This is a genomic window from Paraburkholderia phenazinium, assembly GCF_900142845.1.
GTDB lineage: Bacteria > Pseudomonadota > Gammaproteobacteria > Burkholderiales > Burkholderiaceae > Paraburkholderia > Paraburkholderia phenazinium_A.
The window spans coordinates 3,092,627-3,119,223 of the sequence record NZ_FSRU01000002.1 but is presented as its reverse complement, the minus strand read 5'-3'; the positions used below and the strand labels follow the sequence as shown (position 1 = coordinate 3,119,223).

The 26,597-nt window shown below is 61.7% G+C and carries 28 protein-coding genes; 18 read left to right on the top strand and 10 right to left on the bottom strand.

All coding sequences use genetic code 11. The annotated features are described in order from the left end of the window. Nucleotides 1-24 precede the first annotated feature (24 nt). The 9 genes from BUS12_RS31040 to BUS12_RS31000 all read left to right on the top strand — a co-directional run bounded on the left by BUS12_RS31040 (nt 25) and on the right by BUS12_RS31000 (nt 5,897). On the top strand, nt 25-246 hold the full coding sequence (locus tag BUS12_RS31040) for a hypothetical protein (RefSeq protein ID WP_074301158.1): 222 nt from the start codon (nt 25-27) through the stop codon (nt 244-246). A gap of 3 nt (nt 247-249) precedes the next feature. Further along, nucleotides 250-1,497: an SEL1-like repeat protein gene (locus tag BUS12_RS31035; RefSeq protein ID WP_253190235.1), complete on the top strand. Its 1,248-nt coding sequence runs from the start codon at nt 250-252 to the stop codon at nt 1,495-1,497. Next, the gene (locus BUS12_RS31030; RefSeq protein ID WP_143788503.1) at nt 1,494-1,955 is read left to right on the top strand and encodes a hypothetical protein; all 462 of its coding nucleotides are present in this window, start codon (nt 1,494-1,496) and stop codon (nt 1,953-1,955) included. Before BUS12_RS31035 ends, BUS12_RS31030 begins: the two co-directional genes overlap by 4 nt. A 105-nt stretch (nt 1,956-2,060) precedes the next feature. Next, nucleotides 2,061-2,486 (top strand): hypothetical protein, encoded by a 426-nt coding sequence (locus BUS12_RS31025; RefSeq protein ID WP_143788502.1) that lies wholly within the window; start codon nt 2,061-2,063, stop codon nt 2,484-2,486. Nucleotides 2,487-2,524: 38 nt separating this feature from the next. Continuing rightward, the gene (locus BUS12_RS31020) at nt 2,525-3,301 is read left to right on the top strand and encodes a class I SAM-dependent methyltransferase (RefSeq protein WP_074301155.1); all 777 of its coding nucleotides are present in this window, start codon (nt 2,525-2,527) and stop codon (nt 3,299-3,301) included. 75 nt (nt 3,302-3,376) lie between these two features. After that, nucleotides 3,377-3,718, top strand: coding sequence for a hypothetical protein (locus BUS12_RS31015; protein WP_074301154.1), 342 nt, complete (start codon nt 3,377-3,379; stop codon nt 3,716-3,718). Between the two features lie 50 nt (nt 3,719-3,768). Beyond that, the gene (locus BUS12_RS31010) at nt 3,769-4,713 is read left to right on the top strand and encodes a WD40/YVTN/BNR-like repeat-containing protein (protein WP_074301153.1); all 945 of its coding nucleotides are present in this window, start codon (nt 3,769-3,771) and stop codon (nt 4,711-4,713) included. Between the two features lie 45 nt (nt 4,714-4,758). Next, entirely contained in the window at nt 4,759-5,226 is a 468-nt protein-coding gene (locus BUS12_RS31005; RefSeq protein WP_143788501.1) for a hypothetical protein, read from the top strand. Next, complete coding sequence (locus BUS12_RS31000; protein WP_074301151.1) at nt 5,223-5,897, top strand: hypothetical protein; 675 nt, start codon at nt 5,223-5,225, stop codon at nt 5,895-5,897. Before BUS12_RS31005 ends, BUS12_RS31000 begins: the two co-directional genes overlap by 4 nt. Nucleotides 5,898-5,981: 84 nt before the next feature. Here the strand turns inward: BUS12_RS31000 and BUS12_RS30995 are convergent, their stop codons facing one another. After that, nucleotides 5,982-6,854, bottom strand: coding sequence for a hypothetical protein (locus tag BUS12_RS30995; protein WP_143788500.1), 873 nt, complete (start codon nt 6,852-6,854; stop codon nt 5,982-5,984). Nucleotides 6,855-6,964: 110 nt separating this feature from the next. Then, nucleotides 6,965-8,302 (bottom strand): reverse transcriptase family protein, encoded by a 1,338-nt coding sequence (locus BUS12_RS30990; RefSeq protein WP_074301149.1) that lies wholly within the window; start codon nt 8,300-8,302, stop codon nt 6,965-6,967. 285 nt (nt 8,303-8,587) lie between these two features. Here BUS12_RS30990 and BUS12_RS30985 point away from each other — a divergent pair, with 285 nt between their 5' ends. Continuing rightward, complete coding sequence (locus BUS12_RS30985) at nt 8,588-9,172, top strand: hypothetical protein (RefSeq protein ID WP_074301148.1); 585 nt, start codon at nt 8,588-8,590, stop codon at nt 9,170-9,172. Between the two features lie 30 nt (nt 9,173-9,202). On the opposite strand, the gene BUS12_RS30980 is transcribed toward BUS12_RS30985, so the two are convergent. Genes BUS12_RS30980 through BUS12_RS30970 form a run of 3 tightly spaced genes read right to left on the bottom strand, consistent with a single transcriptional unit; the run spans nt 9,203 to nt 12,197 of the window. Next, on the bottom strand, nt 9,203-9,514 hold the full coding sequence (locus BUS12_RS30980; protein ID WP_074301147.1) for an AtuA-related protein: 312 nt from the start codon (nt 9,512-9,514) through the stop codon (nt 9,203-9,205). Nucleotide 9,515: 1 nt separating this feature from the next. Then, the gene (locus BUS12_RS30975) at nt 9,516-10,877 is read right to left on the bottom strand and encodes an acyclic terpene utilization AtuA family protein (RefSeq protein ID WP_074301146.1); all 1,362 of its coding nucleotides are present in this window, start codon (nt 10,875-10,877) and stop codon (nt 9,516-9,518) included. A 15-nt stretch (nt 10,878-10,892) separates the two neighbouring features. Then, nucleotides 10,893-12,197 (bottom strand): CitMHS family transporter, encoded by a 1,305-nt coding sequence (locus tag BUS12_RS30970; RefSeq protein ID WP_074301793.1) that lies wholly within the window; start codon nt 12,195-12,197, stop codon nt 10,893-10,895. A gap of 99 nt (nt 12,198-12,296) precedes the next feature. On the opposite strand from BUS12_RS30970, the gene BUS12_RS30965 reads away from it, so the two are divergent. After that, complete coding sequence (locus BUS12_RS30965; protein ID WP_074301145.1) at nt 12,297-13,208, top strand: LysR family transcriptional regulator; 912 nt, start codon at nt 12,297-12,299, stop codon at nt 13,206-13,208. A gap of 335 nt (nt 13,209-13,543) precedes the next feature. Here BUS12_RS30965 and BUS12_RS30960 read toward each other — a convergent pair whose 3' ends face one another. Continuing rightward, nucleotides 13,544-14,398: an AraC family transcriptional regulator gene (locus BUS12_RS30960; protein WP_074301144.1), complete on the bottom strand. Its 855-nt coding sequence runs from the start codon at nt 14,396-14,398 to the stop codon at nt 13,544-13,546. Between the two features lie 324 nt (nt 14,399-14,722). Here BUS12_RS30960 and eat point away from each other — a divergent pair, with 324 nt between their 5' ends. From eat to eutC, 3 genes are read left to right on the top strand one after another with little or no spacing between them, the layout of a single operon-like run. Further along, a complete protein-coding gene (eat, locus tag BUS12_RS30955; protein WP_074301143.1) occupies nt 14,723-16,126 on the top strand; it encodes an ethanolamine permease in 1,404 nt (467 codons plus the stop codon). A gap of 43 nt (nt 16,127-16,169) precedes the next feature. Beyond that, nucleotides 16,170-17,564, top strand: a complete 1,395-nt coding sequence (locus BUS12_RS30950; RefSeq protein WP_074301142.1) for an ethanolamine ammonia-lyase subunit EutB — start codon at nt 16,170-16,172, stop codon at nt 17,562-17,564. After that, on the top strand, nt 17,561-18,361 hold the full coding sequence (gene eutC, locus BUS12_RS30945; RefSeq protein WP_437123884.1) for an ethanolamine ammonia-lyase subunit EutC: 801 nt from the start codon (nt 17,561-17,563) through the stop codon (nt 18,359-18,361). Before BUS12_RS30950 ends, eutC begins: the two co-directional genes overlap by 4 nt. 30 nt (nt 18,362-18,391) lie before the next feature. Here eutC and BUS12_RS30940 read toward each other — a convergent pair whose 3' ends face one another. The 3 genes from BUS12_RS30940 to BUS12_RS38995 form a co-directional block, all read right to left on the bottom strand. Continuing rightward, a complete protein-coding gene (locus tag BUS12_RS30940; RefSeq protein WP_074301140.1) occupies nt 18,392-18,784 on the bottom strand; it encodes a DUF779 domain-containing protein in 393 nt (130 codons plus the stop codon). A gap of 147 nt (nt 18,785-18,931) precedes the next feature. Beyond that, nucleotides 18,932-20,452, bottom strand: coding sequence for an aldehyde dehydrogenase (gene adh / locus BUS12_RS30935; protein WP_074301139.1), 1,521 nt, complete (start codon nt 20,450-20,452; stop codon nt 18,932-18,934). Nucleotides 20,453-20,463: 11 nt separating this feature from the next. Continuing rightward, a complete protein-coding gene (locus BUS12_RS38995) occupies nt 20,464-20,616 on the bottom strand; it encodes a hypothetical protein (RefSeq protein ID WP_171991734.1) in 153 nt (50 codons plus the stop codon). A 157-nt stretch (nt 20,617-20,773) separates the two neighbouring features. Here BUS12_RS38995 and BUS12_RS30930 point away from each other — a divergent pair, with 157 nt between their 5' ends. Beyond that, complete coding sequence (locus BUS12_RS30930) at nt 20,774-21,901, top strand: helix-turn-helix domain-containing protein (protein WP_083640679.1); 1,128 nt, start codon at nt 20,774-20,776, stop codon at nt 21,899-21,901. Here BUS12_RS30930 and BUS12_RS30925 read toward each other — a convergent pair. Continuing rightward, a complete protein-coding gene (locus tag BUS12_RS30925; protein ID WP_083640677.1) occupies nt 21,882-24,293 on the bottom strand; it encodes a heavy metal translocating P-type ATPase in 2,412 nt (803 codons plus the stop codon). The two genes, BUS12_RS30930 and BUS12_RS30925, sit on opposite strands and share 20 nt — an antisense overlap. Nucleotides 24,294-24,372: 79 nt before the next feature. On the opposite strand from BUS12_RS30925, the gene cadR reads away from it, so the two are divergent. The 3 genes from cadR to dbpA all read left to right on the top strand — a co-directional run bounded on the left by cadR (nt 24,373) and on the right by dbpA (nt 26,539). After that, entirely contained in the window at nt 24,373-24,804 is a 432-nt protein-coding gene (gene cadR, locus BUS12_RS30920) for a Cd(II)/Pb(II)-responsive transcriptional regulator (RefSeq protein ID WP_074301137.1), read from the top strand. Nucleotides 24,805-24,903: 99 nt separating this feature from the next. After that, entirely contained in the window at nt 24,904-25,104 is a 201-nt protein-coding gene (locus BUS12_RS30915) for a hypothetical protein (RefSeq protein ID WP_074301136.1), read from the top strand. Between the two features lie 34 nt (nt 25,105-25,138). After that, nucleotides 25,139-26,539, top strand: coding sequence for an ATP-dependent RNA helicase DbpA (dbpA, locus tag BUS12_RS30910; RefSeq protein WP_074301135.1), 1,401 nt, complete (start codon nt 25,139-25,141; stop codon nt 26,537-26,539). Nucleotides 26,540-26,597 lie beyond the last annotated feature (58 nt).

Below are 26,597 nucleotides of genomic sequence, written 5' to 3'. Positions count from 1 at the left end.
ACTTGATGACGACGCACAGTCTGCATGGCAACCAGTGATGACCGTATCGTAGCGATTCGCGACTACCTTGCGGCCGCCGGTTTCGCGCTACTGAAGCAGGGCGCCGATAAGGACCTGCAGAAAGCCTTTAGCGCCTGGATCGACGTGATCCAGAACAATGCAAATCTCCGCAAAAGCAAGCAGCCGCCCGCTGCCTCACTCGTCGGATTCATGCGAACTTCCCCGAAAGTCACCATTTTCGATTGACCCATGAGCAGACATATTCTGGCCATTGCGCTGGCCCTTCTGTTCTGCGCCTGTACGAAAAAGGAAACACCAACGGCCCAGTTGCCTGACATGAGCGCCGTACGCACCGATCTCGCGTTTACCTGCGTGCACGAGGAAGATCACCTGCCGGCGCTCGATCCACAGGCGAACCGCCTTTTCCTCTATGCCCGCTATCTGGAGAAAAAGGACGCTCCGAAAGACTTCAACGACATCGCGCGCTACTACCGGATTGCAGCCGCGTACGGGCACTATAAGGCGAACCAGAACCAGCAGTCGTTGATTGCGCAAGGTCTTGCCGACTCGCCCGACGCCCCTACTGAGTCGGTTGATCTTGCTATGCGGTTGATTCAGGAAGGCGTACCGGGCGGCTACTACGATATCGGTCACTACCTTGAAACGGGCTACGGCTTGAAGCCAGACATCGACGCTGCATTGGGTTATTTCCGCAAGGCGGCCGACCTGGGTAGCCCGCAAGCACAGGCTTACGTGGCCGAGCAACTCGCCCCTCACGACAGGGCTCCTGAAATTGCGAGGCAGATGCGCCAATGCGCGGCAGACCAGGGGTATGGCGACGCGGCGAACTCGTTGGGGATTAACCTGAAAAATAACGGTTTTTATCCCGAGGCCGTCAGCGTGTATCAAAAGGGGGTGGAGGCCGGCGATACCCTCTCCGCTCTGGCTCTGGAGGATGGGTTCAAAGCCCCACCAAGTTCTGACCGCCTCTCATATCTTGCTTTACCAAACGATCCTGAACGTTCGCGACGTTACCGTGCGATTCAGTTATTTATTCGCGCCAACGACGGTCTCAATCCCAAGGTTCCGGACATCGAAAAAATCGTACCGTTGCCGCCCGCGAAGTTGCCCCCGTGGGATGGCACGTTCCAGTGGCAGAAGGAACAGGATGCGATGGCGCCGCCGCAGCAACCCTCCGACGAACTGATCAATCAGCTTGCGAAAGCGAAGAATCTCGACCCGGTGACCGGCCTGCCGCTGGCGGGTTTGTCCAGCAAGACGTCTGCGGCAGAACAACCCGCGACCGGTGCTACACGCCTGCCGATAGGCACCATCGCCGCCACAGGTGACCCCTGTCCCGAAGACGGCATCTGGTGCACAAAGCTGAGCAAAGGCCAGACCGGAGTTTCAGCGTGGTTCGGAATGAGTGCCCGTCTGACGCATCGACTTGGTGATGGTACGTTCTTAAAGATTTCGGGCGATCGGGGGTACGCGTGAAATTCCTGAAACAAACGAGCTTTATATTCATCATTTCGACATTCATGCTGCCTTCCTGGGCGGACGATCGCGGTGTAACGCTGACGTCGCATGACTTGCCCTATCCAGCGACGATCACGTTGAAGGATGTAGGCAAAGACACAGCGGGCAAGAGGATCTTTTCTTACCAAATTAGCCTTGCGTCGAAAACGTGTAAGTCGGCGATCTCAGGGGTGGCAAAGTTCTACTCCGAGAAGGACGCGGCGGGGGATGACTCGACGTTCCTGCCGGACGGCGAGGGGGTGGATATAAACGTCTTCAAGGACAATGGTGCAAATGGTCAGGTGACCATTACGGTGGACACTGCCGGACGGCCGAGATATGCCGGAGTGGATATAGAAAATGCTCACGTAGGTGGATGCATCACCAAACCAGGCGTGGGATGGGATTTCTATGATTGGAATGCTGGAAAAGGGTGAAATTTTCCCGGCACCGGCACCGGCACCGGCGACAAGACCATTGCGAACACCACGGCAGTTGCCACGGCAACTGGGATCCAAACAACTCACGCAAACCTGAACATAATGCTCAAGCCTCTTATTGCCTTGTCTATCTCCGCTGGACTGCTCACGTGCAACGTCAGCGTCGCCCAGGCCGAGACATTTTCCTGTCACGCCACCAGGAACACCGTGGACCACTTCATGGAAGTGACGATTCAAAACGGGACGATCAGCACGTTCGACTACTCCAGCTCGACACCGGTAGCCGGTAGCGTGAACAACTGCCTGGTGGCTTCAAACGGGGCGAAGGTGACCCAGTCATCCAACGGGGCTCAGGTGTTCGCGTTGCCAAACGACGATACAGTCACCGTGTCGAAGAAAGGCAAGCAATTTGTGTTCGATTTCTCGAAGGTATCGTTGAGCGACTTTTGCGGACAGTCGTCGACGATGGCGACGCATCTGACCATCACCCCCGGCGTCAAGCGATGCTCCGGCATCGACAATTTCTGACGGATCCCTTCGTCTAACGAAAGAAAAGGACTAGTCACGTGAATAACAGATTTAACGACGGCAGCGCAGGTGATGCCAACTACGGCACGATAGGGATTGGTTACACCTCATACCGGCAACCTGATCCCCACATTGAGGGGTTCATCCGGAACGCACTCGGCGATGCCCGTTCGGTTCTCAACGTCGGTGCCGGCGCCGGATCGTATGAGCCTGTGGACCGCAATGTCGTGGCGGTCGAACCGTCGGCTTCCATGCGCGCGCAACGGCCGGCACACCTGCCCGTTGCAATCGACGGGGTAGCGCAAAGCCTGCCCTTCGCCGACGCCAGCTTCGATGCAAGCATGGCCACGTTCACGGTTCATCAATGGCCGGACCTTAAGGCCGGGCTCGCCGAAATGCGGCGTGTCACACGTGGCGCCGTTCTGATTCTAACCTGCGATCCCGCTCGACTGGATTGCTCGTGGCTGGCGACGTACGCGCCCGAGATGATTGCGGTCGAGGCACGGCGATATCCACCCATCTCTGCAATCGTTGAGGGCTTGGGAGGGCAGACGATCGTTCAGCCGGTGGAGATTTCGCTGAACTGTACGGATGGATTCAGCGAAGCCTATTACGGCAGACCGGAGAGACTGCTCGAACCCGGCGCACGACGCGCCAACTCCGCGTGGAGTTTCGTCGAGGCGGGCGTCGAGGAGCGCTTTGTCGATCGACTGAGCCGCGACCTCAAGGATGGGGCGTGGGATGCGCAGTATGGGTCGCTTCGCACGCAGCCCTTGTTTGATGGATCACTGCGACTGATCATCGGGCAGCCGTGATCGTGCAGTGGCACGTCGAAGCCGAAAACGGCACCCTTGTTTGACACAATCAACTTCTAACGGAGACCCCGCTGCATGCCCCAAGGAATAGAAGCGACAAAGAAAGACATCCCCAGCAGCAAATGGCTGCTCTCCCTGGCCAAATTCTCCGCTGCTGGCGCGATCGTCTGCATCGTGAACATGGTTTTCCGTGGCAACCTGAACATGTCCGCTGGGACGGTGGAGTGGCAGTTCTCAGACGTGCTGCTGGTCTTTCTGATCGCAACCATTGTGAGTGTACCGACGGCTGTTCGTGATGCAGCCGGCGCGAGCGGTAAAGCTGCGCCGCTCAGTCCGAAGGCGCGTTACAGGATGATGGCTTTGCTGTTCGTCGTCGCGGTCATTCTTGCTGCGATCTTTAAGTGGTTCACACGATGAGATCGATTCTTGCCCGCCATGCTGGCAGTTGAGCATCGGCAAAGATCCGCATGATGCAATTCCGCAAGCCTATGATCGTCGCCTGTCTCATGGCGGCTCTCGTGTCGCCGCTGGCTCAGTCCTCGGCGCTCGCCAATCCGGTCGAACAGTTGGATATCGGGCGCCTCAAGATCGAGCAGCAGTCCGGCTCATACATCCAGTTCGATCTGAAAGACGGCAAGTCGATTCGTGTCGACGATCGCGGCGGTGCCTTTTGGCCGCAGATCGCGACGGACAGTCACGGCAGGTTCTATATCGGCGACAAGATTCTCTCCGCTGACACTGGACGCCTCATCGCAGACGACCACAAGCTCGAGCGGGTGATCCTGGGCCCTCACTACCGGATCGAGCCCGACGTTTCGGGAAGGGCGTTTCGCATCGCTGAAGGCAAAGAGACGTGCACGCTCACGCTGAAAAGCCTGGGGTTCCAGGCGAAAGATGCTCGCGCGCTCGAGTTGTTGAAGAGCACGAGTATCCGCTTTGTCGATTCAAGCGGACCGCTGATCGGTCTGCTTACCTTCGTGAGCAATGAGCCATCGGACACCCGCTATCGGACGGTGAAGATTGAACCGGAGTCCTGCCGAATCGTGGCATCGACCGACTTGGGAAATCCCGACAACCTCGTCGAGCTTGGATGGTCCCCGCAAGGGCACTGGTGGATCGTGGGATCGACCGAGACCACGCTGCTGCGTTCGAACGACGGCGCGCGTTGGTCGGTCGTGAAACTACCCGAACAGATCTCTGAACTCGTGAGTGCCTATGTGGCCGACGATCAGCATATCTGGCTTGCCGCGGTCGACAGCACGCTCGCGCTCGACGACGGCCCCTTGATCGTCCATTCCGAGGACGGCGGAAAGAGCTGGGCGCCGTTGAAGTGGGGCGATCCTCTTATCAAGGACATTCCGCCGTTCTGGCTGGAAGGGCAAATACGGGCACACGCGAAGGAGATGAATTAACGTAGCATGACCCAGCCCCGACAAACCATCACGCGAACTCATCTCATGCGACTTGCACTGGTATTTCTGGCAACGATGTTGCTGACCCGTTCGGTTTACTGTGCTGAATCGGCCACCTCGATCGAGAGCGGGGATCTCGGGCCCGTTCCTCAGGAAGTCGCCGCCAAGGTGACGGTCGACAAGTCATTCGGGGCCTTCAAAAGCCTGGCGTGCAAGATCAAGGGGAAAGCGGTTTCGCTCTCCACCGATCAATCAACGACAACATGGTTCGTCACGACCGCCGATGCCTGCGGTTGGGGCGCCGCCTTGGGACCGATATGGCTCGTCGAAGACAGGATAGGCCTGGGCGCGACGGTGATCCTCTCGACCGGCGGCTACGCCCTGTCACCTTCCGCGAAGTCTCACAACGGTTTGGCGGACGTGATCATTCTGGCGGGCACTGCGTCCGGCAACGCCTCGAAGCGTTACACCTTCGATGGAAAGTCTTATGGACCACACGGCTCAGAGAAATGAGCGACGACATGCAAACCCTCTTCCTACCATTAGCAGCTTCCCTGTTCTCCCTCCTCGCATGCGCATCGTCGATTGGCGCTCACGCGGACCAACTGGCCTCAGTCAAGTACGTGGAGTCGAGTCATTCCGTCGCGCTCGTCGACGCGAACAACGGCGCCACGCAATGCGCACTTGACCGGCAAATCAAGAACATCTCGCCGCACCTGAACTGGAACAAGCAGGTCATTCTGCTTTCGGACGTTGATTACGTGAGCGTCGCCGACGTCCTCGCATGCCGCGGTGGGAAGGTCTCCGCCTCGCGGATTCCAGCCCGCGTGGGCTTTGTCGTCGACGTGAATCTCAAGAAGAATATTTACCTGTCCCTCGACGCAGTCAGCGCCGGTCCTCTCACCTTCGCGGCGACCGTGGCGCGACTCGGCAAGACGACTCCGCTTGCGGATTTCCAGGGTATGTATATGCCGGGGAAGCGCTTCGAAAAGATTCAGGAAGAGGGCTTTGACTACGACGATTCAATGCCCGGGCGAATCTCTCCTGATGGACGATACGTGAGCGCCAACGGATCAATGGACTGTACGGATGACTCGTACCCGGGCATCTGGGATCTGCAGACGAGGAAGAAAGTCGTGCGACCGGATGGTTGCGAGCAGCTATTTACCAACGGGGATGACTAGGAAAGCGAGCGTTCAGTACAACGGATGTATTGAACCCCTCGTTGGAGACCTGTGCCCAGCATCGCGCCGCCGAACTCAAAAGACTCACTCCCGCGCCATATCCCGCGTCATCAGAAACTCCCACGTATCGTTGGACCAGAGCGCAAAGCCATACCACGGACTCGATGGCGTTCTTGCCTGCAATGACGCATGGGGCGCCGCACACGTTGCATTGTCGCCATAGCCGACCAGCTCGGTCACGAGTGTCCCGGCGTCGTGCAGCATGTCGTCGGGCGTTTGATTGGCGACATAGCTGGAATCACCGCTTTGCGTATACGCACGCAACACGGCTCGCCCGATCGAAGGCGCATACCAGAACACTTCCTTGCTGAATCCGGAAACCGAGCACGATGCATCGTCGCAATGTTGCGCGTGCAGCATCGCACTCGACGAGTGAGGATCGCTTTTGGTCCACGCAGTCGTCCGCTCGATCACGAACGTATCGAAGGTGCCCGCACCCACTTTCAGTTTCTGTGTCGCGCCGACCTGGCTTAGCGCGACTGCATGGTAGTGGTATTGCCATGACGCGTCGTGGCCGAGTTGCGAAGTCACGGTTTCGTCGAACTCGTCCGACCATCGCTTGTCCTTCACGACCGGAAAGTCCAGGAGTCTGCGCTGACCGTGGCGAGTGGCGTTGAGCGTGGAGTAGGTGTCGACCTGTTCGTCGATCTTGATCGGCGCACTACCGCCGCCGGCTTCGTAGCTCGCAATGTTGGATGTCACGCCTGTGAGCGTCATGGGCGTTACGCGCCCTGCGCCGATGCTGTAGCACCAGGTCGTGCCGGCGGCTGGGAGGTCTCGGGCTTGCGCGGGCAACGTAGCGGCCGCTGCGCTCGCGCATGGCGCATCGCACAGGCCCACTAGCACGACAGCCCCGAATATCAGTTGCGCGAATCGTTGATGTTGTTTGAGAAGCATGAACCTGGAGGGCGTCATTGATCTGTCGGGCATCATGCCAGCAAAAAGATCGAATGAGAAATCCGGGTCATGACGTGATGCTCTATGCATCGCGAGAGCGTCGACGCACTTTATTCCGACCACCCGATCCGCTCAAAAATCGCCTTCAACTTCGCCCCCCGCGCGGCATTCAACATCACCGCCTGCGCAACCCGTCCCTGCAAGTGGGCGCGAAAATCCGCGTGACCCGCGCGGTTCTGCGAAGCGGCGCCATGTCGAACGCAGTTCGTCAGAATCGCCTTGAGCGTATCGAACTCGCTCCGTGCCAGGTTCGGATGCTGGTTCACCACAACCCCTGCCAGGTGCTGCCTGGCACCGCGCCGCATCACGCGTGTCTTGCGGAACTGGATCGAGAATCCCTCCTCAAGCGCAATCGCCGCGACACGAATCGACAGACGCTCGACGACCCGCGCCAGATCCTCATCACCTGAAAACGCCAGGTCGTCCGCATAGCGTGTGTAAGTGGCCCCGAGCGCACGTGCGAGACCCGCGAGCCGAAGGTCGAGCCGAAACGCGCAGAGATTGGCGAACGCCGGTGACGTGGGCGCGCCTTGCGGTAAATGCCTCGTGCGATACCGCTGCCGCTCCTGCCATTCCATCTTGCCCCGCACATCCGCCGCCAGCAGACGCGCACTCGGCACCCGATTCGTACACACCGCAGTCAACGCCCGCGCGACCTCCTGCGGATATCCCAGCGTTCGCAACAACGCATGAACGCGCGGGGCATGCACGGACGCAAAGAAATCCGCAAGATCGAATCGAACCACTACGGCCTTACCCGCATGCGGCGCCGCATACGTCACGGTATTGCGGCCCTTGCGAAACCCATGCACGCAATCGTGCGGCGGCACCCGTTCAAGCAGACCATGAAGAATCTTGCGCTGCATGCTCCGCAAGCGCGACTTCGGCATTTCGATCAGCCGGCATCGGCCGTCGCGTTTTTCGATTGCCTTGTACGAATAGTGATGAAGCGGCGTGCCTGCACTCTGCGGCATGACACGCCAGCGATCCGCAAACCACTCGAGATCAGCCGGCTCTACTTCCAGCCAGGAAGCCAGATCGCCAAGCGTCGGCAACTGCGGCAGCGCGACCTCGCGCAAACTCGGTGGCGGCGGTTGTTGCGTGGGAGGCCGGCGCAGCACCTGCGCGATCACAGGTCGTATATCGCTTTGCCAAGCGGCAACAAACCCCGCTGTGCCTGCAATAACCATCGACACTTCTTTACGATCGACACTATCCCAGCGCGCGCCGAAACGCTTCGCAACCTTGCGTGCCAATCCCCGCATCCATTCCGAACGACCGCCTAAACAACGGGTCATGCGCTCGACAATCGAGTCAGGTTCCGCCGGCCCGGCAAGCATGGCGTCGGCGATGGCGTAGGTAACGTGTTGGAGCGACGATAAGCGCATAGCGTTAGAGGAGGCGGGCCAGCGAGTCAACGCGTCTGGTGCTGCGTGAGCTGATTTGCGCACCGCGCAACGCGGGCTCATGCGACGAACTGCGGAGATCATGCTGATCCACGGGGTAACCCCGTAGTGCCGGGAACATCGACTGCCTGTCCCTTGGCGAGCTTGACCCGCTGTCCCGCGAGCTGACGATAGTCGAGCGAGGAACCTGTGTCAATGCTTAGGGGTGTCGAGCAATTTCGGGATATCCTTTGACGCGCCAGCCAATCCGTCACTACACCTGCAACAATGAAATTCCTGTTTTCTTGCCTGCGCTCCGCGATCCTGAGTCTGTTCGGACTGATGTTTCTGCTGATCGGTGTGTTTGTCTTCCACGACGCAGTCACGCTGCTACAGGCGCGCAATTGGCCTATGGTGGCCGCCCATCTGGACCGATGCACCGCTCAGCTTCGCTATAGCAAGAACGATGCATCGTGGCAGATGACGGCAGACTTCAGTTACGGGGCGGGACTCGCGCAACACTTCGAAGACATCTGGTCGCCCGACGACTCGCCGACCTACACCCGCTCGCAAGTCGATCTCATGAGTGCGAGCGAAGCGTCGGCCCTCATCAAGCGCTTCTGCGACCGGCAGGTAGCGGCTACCTTGCGCGTGTCGCCCAGCGATGCAACGCGGGCACGCAGAAGCGAGGCGGTCGACAACGGTGACTGGAAGGGGGACCTGGGTGGTGGCGTGGTTTGCGTGCTGATGGGAGTGGGGCTGGGCGCGCTCGCCTGGTCTTTGTTGCGCGGGAAACCGAAGGTCGCGGCCACGACGCGCGGCAACACGAGGGTCAGGGAACCGGCGCCGCGCACGCGTGCTTCACGGAAATAGGGAAGCGCGCATGAGGACGGCCGCAGGGGTTTATTCCCGCTCGGGTATCTCCAGATCCAGTAACGCCGAACTAAGCGACTTGCCATGCGCATCGAGCGCAAGGGAACGCGTCACACCACCACCTAGCGCATCTCTCAGAACAAAGTTCATCGCACTGATCAGCGGCAATGTATAGCGCGTGACGTCACCGTGCACGACGTCGCTAAGGTGAGCCTTCACCCGTTCCTCAGTGACATGCATTAGCAAGTGGGCGTAGTCCCGCTCGTCGTAACAGATCACCGATACGTTCAGCGTATTGCCCTTATCCCCAGTTCGCGAATGCGCGAATTCTCGCAACTTCATCTCAAACCTCCACGATCTCGAACGTCGGCTTCACCTGGTCACGTGGCAGCAGAACCGATTGCACCGCCACAACCTCGCGCGTATTTTTAGTCACGCCGCCGCCGCCCGCAGGACCGTTCGTATAAAGCGTTTCCACTTCATTGCCGAGCCGAACCGCTTCAGCCTTCGACGCCGTCCTGCCGGTTACTCGTACTCGCACTTCATAGGGTTCCGCGCCGCTGCTGCTGCCGAGTGTCGATCCATACAGTGAATCCACGCCGATCAAATCGAAGCGCAACTCGCTGGCATCCACGCCAGTGATCACCAGCCGCTCCCGCACAATCTCCAACGCGAGTCGTCCGCGTGCCACTGCGCCGGGTCCGCCATAGGAAATCTGTCCTTCGCCGATATACCCATCAACGTAAGCGACGGAGACCTTGAGCGTCGCCGTGCGCGCCGTGCCTCGTCCGCCGGACACCCGCACACGATCCTTCGCTTCCTCTGCGATTCGCACCTGCGTGAAGTCGGCCACGACATCGGGCTGCAGATAGCGCTGCGGATCGTGGATCTCGTAGAGCAGTTGTTCCTTGCAGGTCGCCGCCGTCACGAAGCCACCCGCGTGCGGAACCTTGGTGATCACCACCGCGCCATCCTCTGCAACTTCAGCAATCGGAAAACCCAACCGCGCGAGACCGGCGACGTCCTTGAAGCCCGGATCGGCAAAGTATCCGCCGGTGATCTGTCCGGCGCATTCCATCAGATGCCCGACCACGGTGGCTTGCCCGAGCCGTTCCCAATCGTCGAAGCTCCAACCGAACTCGTGAATCAACGGCGCGGTGAACAACGAAGGATCAGCAGCACGTCCGGTCAACACGACATCCGCGCCCGCCTGCAGCGCCGCAACGATCGGCGCGGCACCGAGATACGCGTTGGCCGATACGATCCGCTCATCGAACGCGGCCACAAGATCACCGGATTCTTCAAAGCGGTAATCACCCTGCCGCACCACGTCGAGCACATCGTCACCCGTTACCGCTGCGATCTTGAGACCGGCAAGCCCAAGCTCGCGAGCAATCGCCGCCGTCTTGCGCGCTGCGGCCAACGGATTCGCCGCCCCCATGTTGGAGACAATCCGCACACCATTGCGCTTCGCCACCGGCAACACTGCCCGCATCCGCGCTTCAAGCAGCGGGTCATACCCGCTCTCGGGATCAAGGCGGCGCGCCTGCTGCGCCAACGCAATGGTGCGCTCTGCCAGGCATTCGAAGACGAGATAGTCGAGCGCGCCGTGCATCGCGAGTTCTACTGCGGGCTCGATGCGGTCGCCCGAATAACCGGCGCCGGCACCGAGCCGGACCACACGAGGAGGATGCGCTGAATTCATCGCGGCTCAACCCGATCAAAGAGGAAAAATGCCCAGCACGACGCAGGCGATCGTCATCACGATCGACGCACCGAACAGGAGGGGAAAGGTGAATTTCTGGTGATCGGCCAGATCGATGCCGGTCAGCCCGCAGACGAGAAACGTCGCGGGCGTCAACGGACTGATCGGAAAACCGGTGGTCATCTGTCCCAGCAATGCCGCCTGACCGATCTTCACCGCCGGCACGCCGAGCTGACCGGCTACTTCTGCAATCACAGGCAGTACACCGAAGTAGAACGAGTCCGGGTCGAACAGCAGGCTCAGCGGCATCGACACGAGGCCGAGCACAACCGGAATATGCGAGGCCATCGTCGCCGGTACAAAACCCACGGCGGTTTGCGCCATCGCCTTGAGCATGCCGCTGCCCTGCATGACACCGGTGAACACGCCGGCGGCGAGCAGAATGCCCGCCATCATCAACGCAGCGCGGGCATGCGCATCGATGCGCTGGCGCTGCATGTCGACGTTCGGATAGTTCACCAGCAACGCCACGCACAGCCCCACCATGAACACGAGCGCGGGCGGCACTTTCTCACCCATCACCACCATCGATCCCAACACGATGACGGTCAGCACAATGTTGAACCAGAAGTTGCGCGGGCGGCGCAGCGCCTTTTGCTCCTCGGTGAGTTCGCGCTGCGGCATCGGAACGCTGCCCGCCGCGGCCGTTAGGCCTAACCGACGTTCCTCACGCCGACCCAGCCAGAACGCCATGCCGAAGACAAACACCAAACCGACGATCTGCACGGGAATCAGCGGATTGAAGAGCGCCGAGATCGGCAGATGCAGTGAAGCGGACGCGCGAATCATCGGCCCGGTCCACGGCAGAAAATTGATGCCGGCCGCCATCGACGCCGCCGCGGCCAGCACGCGCCGGTCCATGTTCAAACGGTCGTAAAGCGGCAGCATGGCGGGAATCGTCACCAGAAAGCACACCGCGCCGGAGCCGTCGAGGTGGATCAGCAACGCCAGCAGCGTCGTGCCCATCACGATGCGCGTCGGCCGCGTGCCGACGGTGCGCAGGATGCGGTCGATGATCGGGTCGAGCGTCCCGGCATCGGTGATCGTACCGAAGTAGAGAATCGCGAACACGAACATGCCGACCACCGGCGCGAGGCTCTTCAGGCCGTCGATCACGAACTTGCTGGTTTGCAGCCCGAAGCCGCCGATCAGCGAAGCGGCGATCGGCACGATGATCAGCGCGACGAGCGGCGACATCCGTTTGGAAAGGATCGCCGCAAGCAGGACGACGATGGTCAACAGACCCAATAGTGGCAGCACGTGTTTGTCTCCGATCTTGTCTTTTAGTGTCGACAAGCGTAGGTTCCACGCATGAATAGAGCAATTGAAATGATTTGATCGCAGCAATCACACTACGTAATGGATCTGAATCTCCGCGAAATCCGCGCTTTTATCGCAGTCGCCGAAGCCGGCAGCTTTACCCGGGCGGCGCTGCGGCTGCATTTGTCCCAACCGGCGCTGACGGTGCAGATTCGCCGGCTCGAGGAGACGCTGGGCGCGCGCCTTTTTGATCGCAACAGCCGCAACGTCGCGTTGACGCCGGTCGGCAGGGAACTGCTGCCGGTCCTGCAGAAGTCGCTGCGGGAGATGGAGCATGTGCTGCTCGACGCCCGTGCGTTAAGCGACGGCTCGACGGGCACGGTGCGAATTGCCTGCTTGCCGTCGTTCGCGGCGAGCCTGCTGCCGGACCTCGTACGTGACTTTCGACAACAGGTGCCGGGCGCGGTCTTCGACATTCGCGATGTGGTGGCGAGCGTCGTCAATCGGCTTGTCCGCAGTGAAGAGGCCGATCTGGGGCTCACCGGCGGCGAGGTGGTCGACCCGTCGCTCGAGGTGCTTCATGCGGGCGAGGACCGGCTTTGCGTCGTGTGCCCCGTCGACCATCCGCTCGCAAGGAAACGCCGCATCAGGCTGGAAAACCTGGTGGGGTACCCACTGGTGCTCACCGCTGCGGGCACGAGCGTGCGGGCAGTCGTCGACGCGGCATTCGAACAGGCTGGCGTGGCGCCCGTCCTCACTTGCGAACCCATGTACATGATGACCGCTGTCGCGATGGTGCGCGCCGGTTTAGGCCTGACGATACTGCCCGGCTCGTCGCGTGAGATTCATGCCGAGCCGAGCGTGGTGGCGCGCGTCATCGACGATCCCCGTTTCGTACGGCGCATTGCGCTGATCAAGAAGCGAGGCAGAACCTTGCCGCCGGTGACGGAAGCGTTCGTGACTGCGCTTGCGCCCGCGCTCGAAGGCACGAGGAAAGGCAAGGGCAAGTAGCGAGTTATCCACACGCGCATCTGGACAACTCCGGGATAAAGCCTCTAACTTCCTGTGGGCCGAACTTTGATAAAACGTCGAGCCGTTCACGCGCGTCAAAAGTTGTCCCTGGCTCAAGACGGCTGTGCACGAACGGCACCTAGGGTTATCGAATCCGTAGAGCCTTGATCCGTCAGTGAAGATCGGAGTTATCCACAGAAAGAGGCGACCCTTGTTAACTATTACTACGTATATATATGTATACAGTGAAAGACAAAGACAGGGCCAGCACTACGCTGCGGCCAGAGCGCGCAAATGCTTGGCAAGACGCGAACGAGCTCTTCAAGACAAAGACCTCAGACCAACGGTAGGCAGATCTCCGTCACCAACTCAGACGGGGCCGTGTCTTTAGGGTTGTTCAGATACTCTTCGAAGACCGGCGCATCGGCGGCCTCCCGTCCCGACTGCACCAGCCATTCCCCATATAGCCATTGGTAGGCGCCGGCCATGTCGGCGTAGGGTCCTTTGTGTCGTAACACCGCGTACGGCCCACCGCGCACCACCGTCAATGCAACCGGTGCAGCTACCTCAACCGTCCGTGCCAACACCACCCCCGCCTTCGAGCGCAACGCAGCCTCAGCGACCACGCCCGGATCGTCGTAGTAGATGCCCACCATCCGCATCTCAGGCGACAGCAGGTCGCGTGCAGCCAGCCATCCCACCAGCGCATCGAACGCCTTGCCGATCTGCATATACGAGCCCGTGTGATCGAGCGTCACAATCTGCATGGCGGGGATTTCCCGAATCTCCACTTCGCGCGTCGTCATTTGACCGTCTCCTGATAACGCCGGCTTGAACCGGCTATGTGTACCCTGCTTGCGATACTGTGCCGGCGGCATGCCGAACACCGCCCGAAAAGTCCGCGAAAACGACTGCAAACTGCTGTATCCCGAGCGTTCCGCGATCTCTGCAATCGGCATCGAACCATTCGCCAGATAGCCCGCCGCCCGATGCAGACGCAACCTGCGCACCGTCGACGCCACGGTTTCGCCGTGCATCGCCTGATAGATCCGGTGCCAGTGATACGGCGACAGGCAGGCGATTTGCGCGAGCCGCTCGATATCGAGCGGTTCATCGAGGTGATCGTAAATATGCTCGAGCACGCGGTTCAGGCGTGTTTCGTAGCGCTCCCGGTGACTGAGATCGTTCATGTGCGTGAGGTCCTGTGCGTCAGGAATAGAGCAACGCAGTGCAAGAGGCGAGTGCGAACAAAAGTACCACGCCTTGATTTACCAAATCCTGCGGACTTGACCCGAACGGCCCAATCAAAATTCTCCTGAATTGGCATTGCAGTGCAACAAAGTCAGGGCAATAGCCTGAAAACAGGCAATATCTCTCCCCACCCCGAACTTTGCCGATTTTTGATAACGCCTCGATTAATGGCTTACTACCATCGGCTGACGCCTGCCCGCTCGCGCGCTGCGCCTTCCACGGCGGCTCGTAGCACCACAAGCGGCTAAACCAGGGAGCGTCGAATGAAAGCAGAGTCGAAAAGTCAGCACGTAGGACAGGTTACGCATCACGAGTTGAAGCAGACGCTCGGCACGTGGCAACTGTGGGGGATTGCTGTCGGACTCGTCATCTCGGGCGAGTATTTCGGCTGGAGCTATGGCTGGGCGAGCGCCGGCACGCTGGGTTTCGTCTTCACGGCGATCTTCATCGCCGCGATGTACACCACCTTCATTTTCAGCTTCACGGAACTCACCACTTCGATCCCGCAAGCCGGCGGCCCCTTCGCGTACGCACGCCGCGCCTTCGGTCCGACGGGCGGCTATCTGGCGGGCGCCGCGACGCTGGTCGAATTCGTGTTTGCACCGCCGGCCATTGCGCTTGCCATCGGCGCGTATCTGCATGTTCAGTTTCCCGGTCTCGAACCGAAGCACGCGGCGATGGGCGCGTATCTGGTCTTTATGGCGTTGAATATCGTGGGCGTGCAGATCGCGGCGGCCTTCGAGTTGTGCGTGACGGTACTCGCGATCTTCGAACTGCTGGTGTTCATGGGCGTGGTGTCGCCGGGCTTCGAGTGGGCCAACTTCACCAAGGGTGGCTGGTCCGGGGCGGATACCTTCAGCATGGGTTCGTTCCACGGCATGTTCGCGGCCATTCCGTTTGCGATCTGGTTTTTCCTCGCCATCGAAGGCGTGGCGATGGCCGCCGAAGAAGCGAAAAACCCAAAGCGTTCGATTCCGATTGCCTACGTCACCGGTATTCTGACGCTCGTTGCACTGGCGATCGGCGTGATGGTGTTCGCCGGGGCGGCAGGCGACTGGACCAAGCTTTCCAACATCAACGACCCGCTGCCGCAAGCGATGAAGTTCATCGTCGGCGAACACAGCGGCTGGATGCACATGCTCGTGTGGCTCGGCCTGTTCGGCCTCGTCGCGTCGTTTCACGGCATCATCCTCGGTTATTCGCGCCAGATTTTCGCGCTGGCCCGCGCCGGCTACCTGCCCGAGTGGCTCTCCAAGGTGCATCCGCGCTTCAAGACGCCGCATCGCGCGATTCTCGCCGGCGGCGTGATCGGCATTGCCGCGATCTACAGCGACGAGCTGATCCAGTTCGCCGGCCAGACCTTGACGGCAAACATCGTGACGATGTCCGTGTTTGGGGCTATCGTGATGTATATCATCAGCATGCTGGCGCTGTTCAAGCTGCGCCGCACCGAGCCGAACATGGAGCGGCCGTTCCGCGCGCCGCTGTTCCCGTTCTTTCCGGCATTCGCGCTGGTGGCCGCGGTGATTTCGCTGGGCACGATGGTGTATTTCAACTTTCTCGTTGCCGTCGTGTTCGCGGCCTTTCTGGCGTTGGGCTATGTCTACTTCCTGCTGACGCGTCACCAGCGCGAAGTCGCCCCGGCGGATGCGTTGCTCGAAGATTGACGGATCAAGCCGCTGCGTGAGCCGCGGCGACGGAGTCGTGAAGATGAGCTATACGGAGATCATCGGCAGTCGCACCTACCGGTTTGCCGATCTGAAAACGCTGCTGGCGAAGGCGAGCCCGCTGCGTTCGGGCGACCAGCTCGCGGGCGTCGCGGCGGCCAGCGAGGAAGAGCGCGTGGCGGCCAAGATGGCGCTCGCGCAGGTGCCCCTGCGGACCTTCCTCAACGAGGCGTTGATTCCGTACGAAAGCGACGAAGTCACGCGGCTGGTGATCGACGACCACTCGCCCGAGGCCTTCGCCGAAATCGCCCATCTGACGGTGGGCGATTTTCGCAACTGGCTGCTCAGCAGCGAGACGGATGCCGCGGCGCTCACCCGGATCACAGCGGGCCTGACGCCGGAGATGGTGGCGGCGGTTTCGAAGCTGATGCGCAACCAGGATCTGATTGCGGCGGCGCGCAAGCGGCCGGTGATCACGCGGTTTCGCAATACGGTGGGCTTGCCGGGTCATATGTCGGTGCGTCTGCAACCGAATCATCCCACTGACGACGTCAAAGGCATCGCCGCCTCGATGCTCGACGGCCTGATGTACGGCTGCGGCGACGCGATGATCGGCATCAACCCCGCCACCGACAGCCTCGCGGCGATCACCACGCTCCTGCTGATGATCGACGACTTCCGGCAGCGTTACCAGGTGCCGACGCAATCGTGCGTGCTGACTCACGTGACCAACACGATTGCCGCGATCAACAAAGGCGCGCCGGTCGATCTGGTGTTCCAGTCGATCGCCGGTACGGAAAAAGCCAACGCCGGTTTCGGCATCTCGCTGGCGCTGCTGCAGGAAGCGTATGAAGCGGCGCTGTCGCTCAAGCGCGGCACCGTCGGCAACAACGTGATGTATTTCGAAACCGGACAGGGCAGTGCGCTCTCGGCCAACGCGCATCACGGCGTCGACCAGCAGACTTGCGAAGTGCGCGCGTACGCGGTGGCGCGCAAGTTCAATCCGTTCCTTGTCAATACGGTGGTCGGCTTCATCGGCCCGGAGTACCTGTACGACGGCAAGCAGATCACGCGCGCCGGTCTCGAAGATCACTTCTGCGGCAAGCTGCTCGGCGTGCCGATGGGCTGCGACATCTGCTACACGAATCATGCGGAAGCGGATCAGGACGATATGGATAACCTGTTGACGCTGCTAGGCGTCGCGGGCATCAACTTCATCATGGGCGTGCCCGGTGCGGACGACGTCATGCTGAACTATCAGAGCACGTCGTTCCACGATGCGCTGTATGTGCGCGACGTGCTGGGCCTGCGGCGAGCGCCCGAATTCGAAGAATGGCTGGAGTCCATGCAGATCGCGGACGCGCGCGGCGTCCTGCTCAACGGCGCGACGCGGCAGCCCTTGCTGGAAGGCGCGCGCGAATGGATGGGGATCGCATGAGCAAGGACCTGCTCGAGAAGAATCCATGGAGCGCGTTGCGGCAGTTCACCAACGCGCGCATTGCCTTGGGCCGCGCCGGCAACAGCCTGCCGACCGAGCCGCTGCTGGCGTTCAATCTGTCGCATGCGCAAGCTCGGGATGCGGTGCATCAACCGCTCGATGCGGACTCGCTGCACGAGCAGCTACGCGCCAGCGGCTTCACGACGCTCGATGTCCATAGCGCGGCGCCCGACCGGCAGCATTATTTGCGGCGTCCCGACCTGGGGCGGCGTTTGGCGGACGAGAGTCGCGAGGTGCTTGCCCTGGCGCAGGCCGGCACCGAGTCGCCGGATGTGGTGTTCGTGATCGCCGACGGCTTATCGGCGTTCGCTGCCGCGAAGCAGTCCATTCCGCTAATCCAGGCGGTGTGCCCGAAACTCACGGACTGGAAGATCGGCCCGGTCGTGGTCGCGCGGCAAGCGCGGGTGGCGCTGGGCGACGAGATTGGCGAGCTGTTGCGTACCAGGCTGGTGGTGATGTTGATTGGTGAGCGTCCGGGCTTGAGCTCGCCGGATAGCCTCGGCATCTATCTGACCTATGCACCCAAAGCGGGCTGTAGCGATGCGCAGCGCAACTGCATTTCGAACGTGCGGCCGGAGGGGTTGAGCTATGCAGGCGCGGCGCACAAGCTGCACTATCTGCTGACGCACGCGCGTCGCCTGGGTCTCACCGGAGTGGGGTTGAAAGACGATAGCGATGCGTTGCTGGAAGCGGCGCCGCAGACGCCCGCAGTCAGCGGCACAGCAGCGACGGAGTAACGCGAAACCAGATTCAAACGAACCGCCCGTTCATGCATCCGCGCGCTCGACCGGATGCGTTTCCAGCCACGCATTCTCATCGTCTTCAAAGAGCCGCGAGCGCGTCAGAAACCTGAGCCCTGTCGGCCGCTCCAGCGAAAACATGCCGCCATTGCCTGGCACGGCGTCGATGATCAACTGCGTGTGCTGCCAGTATTCGAATTGCGATTCGCTCATATAAAACGGCACGCCCGCAATCGTACCGAGCTTGACGTCCGATGAACCGACCATAAAGTCGCTGAGCGGAAAACACATTGGCGCGCTGCCGTCGCAGCATCCGCCCGACTGATGAAACAGCATCTGCCCATGTTCGGCGCGTAACTTCCCGATCAATTCCGCCGCCGCCGGCGTCACGATCACGCGTTCCACTTCCTTGCCAGCCATGACGATTCCTCACCTGAAAAGAGAGCGAGCCGCACGAGGTGGCCCGCCGCCCATCTGGAACGTCTGGCGCTGAAGAAGACGCCGGGCCGCCCCAAGTTTTCTTGACCTCCTCGGGAGACCTGGCGCGGAGCGCCAGGTTTGGCGGCATCAGAAGAAGCCGAGCGGCTTCTGGCTGTAGCTGACGAGGAGATTCTTGGTCTGCTGATAGTGGTCGAGCATCATCTTGTGATTCTCGCGGCCAATGCCCGACTGCTTGTAGCCGCCGAACGCCGCATGCGCCGGATACGCGTGATAGCAATTGGTCCACACGCGGCCCGCCTGAATGCCGCGTCCCATGCGGTAGGCAAGCGTGCCGTCGCGCGTCCAGACGCCGGCGCCGAGACCATACAACGTGTCGTTGGCGATTTCGAGCGCTTCGTCTTCGGTCTTGAAGGTCGTCACCGACACCACCGGTCCGAAGATTTCTTCCTGGAAAATGCGCATCGTGTTGTTGCCGCGGAACACGGTGGGCTTCACGTAGTAGCCCTTGCTCAGCTCACCGCCGAGCGTGTTGCGCTCGCCGCCAATCAGGCATTGCGCGCCTTCCTGCTTGCCGAGATCGATATACGAGAGGATCTTCTCGAGTTGCTCCTGCGAGGCTTGCGCGCCGATCATGGTCTTGCTGTCGAGCGGGTGGCCTTGCGTGATCGCAGCGACGCGTTTGAGCGCGCGTTCCATGAAGCGGTCGTAGATCTTCTCGTCGACCAGCACGCGTGACGGACAGGTACAGACTTCACCCTGATTCAGCGCGAACATCGCGAAGCCTTCGAGTGCCTTGTCGAAGTAGCTGTCGTCGTGGTCCATCACGTCGGCGAAGAAAATGTTCGGGCTCTTGCCGCCGAGTTCGAGCGTCACCGGAATGATGTTCTGGCTCGCGTACTGCATGATCAGGCGGCCAGTGGTCGTTTCACCCGTGAAGGCGATCTTGGCGATGCGCTTGTTCGACGCGAGCGGTTTGCCGGCTTCCAGACCAAAGCCGTTCACAACGTTGATCACGCCGGCCGGCAGCAGATCCTGAATCAGTTCGAGCAGCACCAGGATCGAAGCGGGTGTCTGCTCTGCCGGCTTCAGCACGACGCAATTGCCGGCGGCCAGTGCCGGTGCGAGCTTCCATACGGCCATCAGGATCGGGAAGTTCCACGGAATGATTTGTCCCACGACGCCTAGCGGTTCGTGGAAGTGGTACGCCACGGTGTCGTCGTCGATCTCGGAGATCGAGCCTTCCTGGGCGCGTACGCAACCGGCGAAGTAGCGAATGTGATCGATCGCGAGCGGGATATCCGCCGCCATCGTTTCGCGCAGCGGCTTGCCGTTGTCGATCGTCTCGGCGACGGCCAGCTTCTGCAGGTTCGCTTCCATCCGGTCGGCAATGCGGTTCAGGATGTTGGCGCGATCGGTGGTCGAGGTTTTGCCCCACGCCGTTTTGGCGCGATGCGCGGCGTCGAGTGCGAGTTCGATATCGGCTTCGCGCGAACGTGGAATCGAGGTGAACGGCTCACCGGTGATGGGCGAGATGTTGTCGAAGTACTCGCCGCCAACCGGCTTGACCCATTCACCGCCGATAAAATTCGCATACTGCTTTTTGTACGGGAATTCGGTGGTCAGAAACTGCATCTCAGCGTGATTCATCTGTCTGCTCCTCACATGTTCGAATGGTGAAAACCCGGCGCGGTGATCCGCTTGCCGCCCGTCGCATACGCCAGAAACGTGCCAATGCACACGATTGGGGAGTCATGCTGGCCCAGTGGGCACGATCGCGCTGCGTCGCGGCCCGCACTGTTCAGGGTGTTCATGACGGCGCGTGCTGTTTCTGAGCACGGTGTGCATGGGATGTTCAGGAAGTGAGCAACTGGCGGTCCGCCTTTGCTCGACCGCTGCCCAGGCGAGTTCGGCACAAGACTTGCGTTCGGCTTCCACCTCCTGCGTGCTCCGCTTCCTGGCAGATCCGGTATGACCATAGAGTTCTCCTGCATTGACGCTGATCCGCTTGCTGCAGACGCGGTATCGGCGCAAGCGCCATTCGCTGCGTCGGGTTTTCGTGTGCAGACCTGCGTCGCGCACGATGCCGACGAACAGGCGCGCAACCTGCACGGCTGGAGCCAGACCTACGATCAACTGACGACAGGCCGTTTCGTCGGCACCATTACGGAGTTGCCGCTCGATCACATGCAGGTGTTCTGCGAAACCACCAGCCACACGCTGCGGCAAACCTGCGAGGTCCAATCGGACGCGTACTGGTTCGGCATTCCGACGTATCGCGAGCCAGGCGGCGATGCAACCGGCGAACACGCCCTCGGACGAACCGGACGCGTCGATGCCAGCGTGATCGCGGACGACGCGCTGGCGTGCCGGCCGGGTGGCATCGAATTCGAGTTGATCACGCCGGAGGGATTCGAGATTTTCGGCGTCGTGGTGAAGGGTGAGGTACTGCGCCGCTATGCGGCCGAGGTCGAGCAGCTCGCGCTCGCCGAGCATCTGCCCAACACCGAAGTCATGCGGATTGGCCTCGCGCGCAAGGAGCGGTTGTGCGCCTCGTTGCGGCAGATGCTCGATGAGAGCGCGTCGAATACGGTGCCGTTGTCCGCGTTGGCGCGCGATAACCTGCAGGCGTCCGTGCTGGCCTCGTTATTCGATCTGGGTTCGCTCACGTCGTGCGAACCCGTGGCGATTCCAACGCGGCCGCGCCGTCGATGGATCGTGTCCGAAGCACGCGAGTATGTGCTCGCCAATCGCGAGCGCGCAGTGAATGTGCCCGAGTTGTGCGAACGGCTGCATGTGAGCCGGCGCACGTTGCAGTATTGCTTTCAGGATGTGCTCGGGATGGCGCCGGCCGCTTATCTGCGGATCATCCGGTTGAATGGTGCGCGCCGCGACCTGTGCGGCGCGTCGAGTGACCCGCGGCCGGTTCAGGACGTCGCCGCGGCCTGGGGTTTCTGGCACCTCAGCCAGTTCGCCACCGACTACCGCAAGCTGTTCGGCGTGCGGCCTTCGGAGACCTTGAAGGCGGCGATGAGCGGACGGGACGCGCCACTCGTTCGCGCCGTTCACGACAGCGTACTTACTTGCGCAACAACCTGAGACCGTTGCCCACCACCAGCAGGCTCGCGCCTGCATCGGCGAACACGGCCATCCACATCGTTCCGTAGCCCATCAGCGTGAGCGCCAGGAACACGGCTTTCACGCCGAGCGCCAACGTAATGTTCTGCACCAGTACCGAATGCGTCGCCTGCGAGAGGCGGATGAACAGCGGGATCTTGCGCAGGTCGTCGTCCATCAGGGCGACGTCGGCCGTTTCGATGGCGGTGTCGGTGCCCATCGCGCCCATCGCAAAGCCGATGTCGGCGCGCGCGAGCGCCGGCGCATCGTTGATGCCGTCGCCGACCATCCCGACCGTCGCACCTTGCGCGGCCAGCCCTTCCACCGCCTTGAGCTTGTCTTCCGGCAACTGGTCGCCGTGCGCCCGGTCGATGCCGACCTGCTCGGCAATCGCTGCCGCCGTGTGCGGGTTGTCGCCGGTCAGCATGGCCGTCTGCACACCCAGCGTGTGAAGATCGGCGATGGCGGCGCGGCTGCTGTCTTTCACCGTGTCGGCGACGGCGAAGAGTCCTAGCACGCGCTCGGCGTCCATCAGCATGACGACGGTCTTGCCCTGGCGCTCGAGCGTCTCGAGCCGGGCTTCGAGCTCCGCCGAACAGCGTCCGAGTTCATGCACCAGCCGGTGGTTGCCGAGCAGATACGGCATGCCGTCGATGGTGCCGCTGACGCCGCGTCCCAGGATGGCTTCGAACGCTTCTACGGGCGAGGAGACGATGCCGTCCGCTTTGGCCGCGTTCGCAATCGCCTGGGACACCGGATGATCGGAGCGGCCTGCGAGGCTCGCGGCAAGTCTGCGGCAGCGGCTGGGCTCGAGATCCGCGCGCAGTTCGAAGTCCGTCTGAACCGGTTTGCCGTGGGTGATCGTGCCGGTCTTGTCGAGCGCGAGCCACTTCAGCTTGCGACCCTGTTCGAGATACGCGCCGCCCTTGATCAGGATGCCCTGGCGCGCGGCCGTGGCGAGGCCGCTCACGATCGTCACAGGGGTGGAGATCACCAGCGCGCACGGGCAGGCGATCACCAGCATCACCAGCGCCTTGTAGACCCAGTCGTGCCACACGCCGCCGAACAGCAGCGGCGGGACCACGGCGACGGCCAGCGCGATGGCGAACACGATCGGCGTATAGACGCGGGCAAACTGGTCGACGAAACGCTGCGTCGGCGCCTTGGCGCCTTGGGCCTCTTCGACAGCGTGGATGATGCGAGCGAGCGTGGTGTTGCTGGCGGCAGCGGTCACGCGGTAGTCGAATGAGCCGGCCTGGTTGATCGTGCCGGCGAAGACGGCGTCGCCCTCGGTCTTGTCGACGGGCAGGCTTTCGCCGGTGATCGGCGCCTGGTTCACGCTGGAGCGGCCCGCGACGATCTCGCCGTCGAGGCCAATGCGCTCACCCGGCTTCACGCGCACGATCTGGCCGGCGACGACCGATTTGATGTCCACGGCTCGCCAGTTGCCGTCGGGCTGTTGCACGGTGGCCTGCTCGGGCGTCAGTTGCATCAGGCCCTTGATGGCGTTGCGGGCACGGTCGAGCGATTTGGCTTCGATCAGCTCCGCGATCGTGAACAGCACCATCACCATGGCCGCTTCCGGCCATTGGCGCAGGACCAGCGCGCCGGTGACGGCAATGCTCATCAGCGCGTTGATGTTGAGGTTGCCGTTGCGGATCGCGAGCCAGCCTTTTTTGTAGGTGGTGAGGCCGCAGGAAACCACGGCGACGATCGCGAGCGCCGCCGCGAGCCAGCTCGGCGCGCCGAGCCAACTGGCGGCCTCGGAGCCGACGGCCGCGGCGCCGGCCAGCGCGAGCGGCCACCAGGGCTTGGGCGGTGCAGCCGGGACGCCTGTGAGCGGCGTGGCGGCGCCGGCCAGTTGAGGATCGAAATCGAGCGAGCGCAGGCTCGCCAGGATCGAACCCAGGGCGTCCGGCGCATGCACGACGGTGAGTACGCGCTGCATCAGGTTGAAGTCGAGGCTCCGCACGTATGGCATGCGGCCGAGCTTCTTGCGGATCAGCGCCTCTTCGGTCGGGCAGTCCATCTGCATGATGCGGATCGAGGTGCGCACGTTGTCGCCGATGGTTTCCGGTCCCGCGAGCTTGGCGAGAACGGGTGGAGCGGCGGTGCAGCAGGCGTCGGTGTGGGCATGAGCGTGGTCGTGGCCATGCTTGTGGCCGTCGCCATGGTCATGGTCATGGTCATGGCCGTGGTCATGCCCTGTATGAGCGTGCTCGTGATGTCCGGCATGCGCATGGTCGTGCGGCTGACTGCCCTCATGTTTATGCCTATCCACACGCACATCGCCCGAAACCCTTTCTGGGTGGGCATGAGCGCACGATTCACCGGGCTCGTGACGGTGTGTTTCGGCGGGGCTGGCGTTAGGCATGGTGGCTTCCTGGCTAGATTTGTGGTCTAGTAAACACCTTGAAGCCACTACAAGGTCAAGGACGCAATCGGGAGGCTCCATGAAAATCGGCGAACTCGCGAAGATTGCCCACTGCACTACCGAAACCATCCGCTTTTACGAAAAAGAGGGCCTGTTGCCCGAAGCGGACCGTACCGAAGCCAATTACCGCAGCTACACGGCGCGGCACGTCGAACGCCTGCGTTTTATCCGCAATTGCCGGGCGCTCGACATGACTCACGACGAGATCCGCGCCCTGCTGCGCCTGACCGACGCCCCGGCCGACGGCTGCGGCGCGATCAACACGCTGATCGACGAGCATATTGCGCACGTCGATACGCGGATCGACGAGCTCAAGCAACTCAAGGCGCAATTGACCACGCTGCGCGAGCAATGTCAGACCGAACAGGCGGTCGAGGATTGCGGCATCGTCCATGGCCTCACCGACATGGAAGTGAGCGCACCCCGTTCCCGGCATACCCATCTGGGTTGAGCGGGCATCGCCCCGCCGCGCCGAATTTATCGCCCTGCCGCCTCTGCGCTCAGCGCTGCAGGGCCGAATCAACAAACGAATCGAAGTTGGAGAAGCAACGTGTTCAAGTGTAGAAACCAGTCCTGCGAAGCGCAGTGGGAGCAATCGGATGTCGTCATCAAGAACGAGGGCCAGGGGCTCCTGTTCCGCTGTCCGATGTGCGGCGCGCGCAATTACGTCGAACGTTTCGACGCGGACGATGGCTCGGTGGTCTACGAGCAGATTGAAGGCCGTCCGTCCCTCGGCCCCATGGCCGAATAAGCCCTTAGCCTTCAGCCGATAGCGAGCCATCCTTATGAATAGTTCCACCCAAGCCGGCGCGCCGTTCAGCCAGTTGTCGTTGCCGCCTGCCGTGCTCGCCAATCTGACCCAGCTCGGCTACGTCGACATGACGCCGATCCAGGCCGCGAGTCTGCCGGTTGCGCTGGCCGGCCACGATCTGATTGCCCAGGCGAAGACCGGCAGCGGCAAGACCGCGGCGTTTTCGCTTGCGCTTTTGTCGCGCCTCGATGCCCGCAATTTCGATGTGCAGGCCATGGTGCTGTGCCCGACGCGCGAACTCGCCGATCAGGTCACCCAGGAAATCCGCCGCCTCGCGCGCGCCGAGCAGAACATCAAGGTGCTGACGCTGTGCGGCGGCACGCCCATGCGTCCGCAGACGACGAGCCTCGAACAGGGCGCGCACATTGTCGTCGGTACGCCGGGGCGCATCATGGATCACCTCGAGCGTGGCAGTCTCGCGCTGGGGGCGCTGAACACGCTGGTGCTCGATGAAGCCGACCGCATGCTCGACATGGGCTTCTTCGACGACATCGCCACCGTTGTGCGTCAATGCCCGAAGGAGCGCCAGACGCTGCTGTTCTCCGCGACGTATCCGGACGGAATCGGCAAGCTGAGCCAGCAGTTCCTGCGCAGTCCGAAGGAAATCAAGCTCGAAGAGCGGCACGACAACAGCAAGATTCGCCAACGTTTCTACGAAGTGACGGAAGACGGCCGGCTGCACGCGGTCGGGCTGCTGCTGAATCACTATCGTCCGGTGAGCACGCTGGCGTTCTGCAATACCAAGCAGCAGTGCCGCGATCTGCTCGACGTGCTGCGCGCGCAGGGTTTCCATGCGCTTGCACTGCACGGCGAACTCGATCAGCGCGAACGCGACCAGGTGCTGATCCAGTTCGCGAATCGCAGTTGCTCGGTGCTGGTGGCCACGGACGTCGCGGCGCGCGGTCTGGATATCGCGCAACTCGAAGCGGTGATCAACGTCGACGTGACGCCGGACCCGGAAGTGCACGTGCACCGCATCGGCCGTACGGGCCGCGCCGACCAGGAAGGCTGGGCGCTGAGTCTTGCGAGCATGAACGAGATGGGCCGCGTCGGCGGTCTTGAGCAGGCGCAGGGGCGTGAGGTGGAGTGGCATCCGTTATCGGAGCTGACCTCGACCAGCAACGAGCGCCTGCTGCCGCCGATGGAAACGCTGCAGATTCTCGGCGGCCGCAAGGAAAAGATCCGCCCGGGCGATGTGCTCGGCGCGCTGACTGGCGAAGCGGGATTCGCCGGCACGCAGATCGGCAAGATCAACGTGACGGAATTCTCGACCTACGTCGCCGTCGAGCGCAGCGTCGCCCGCGACGCGTTGCGCAAGCTCAGCGCCGGCAAGGTGAAGGGCAAGAAGGTGAAAGTCCGTCTGATGGACGAGTAAGCGGCAGGAACGGCTGCGCTCGCACGGGCGCAGCCCTGATGGTTTCCCTCGCGTTTTT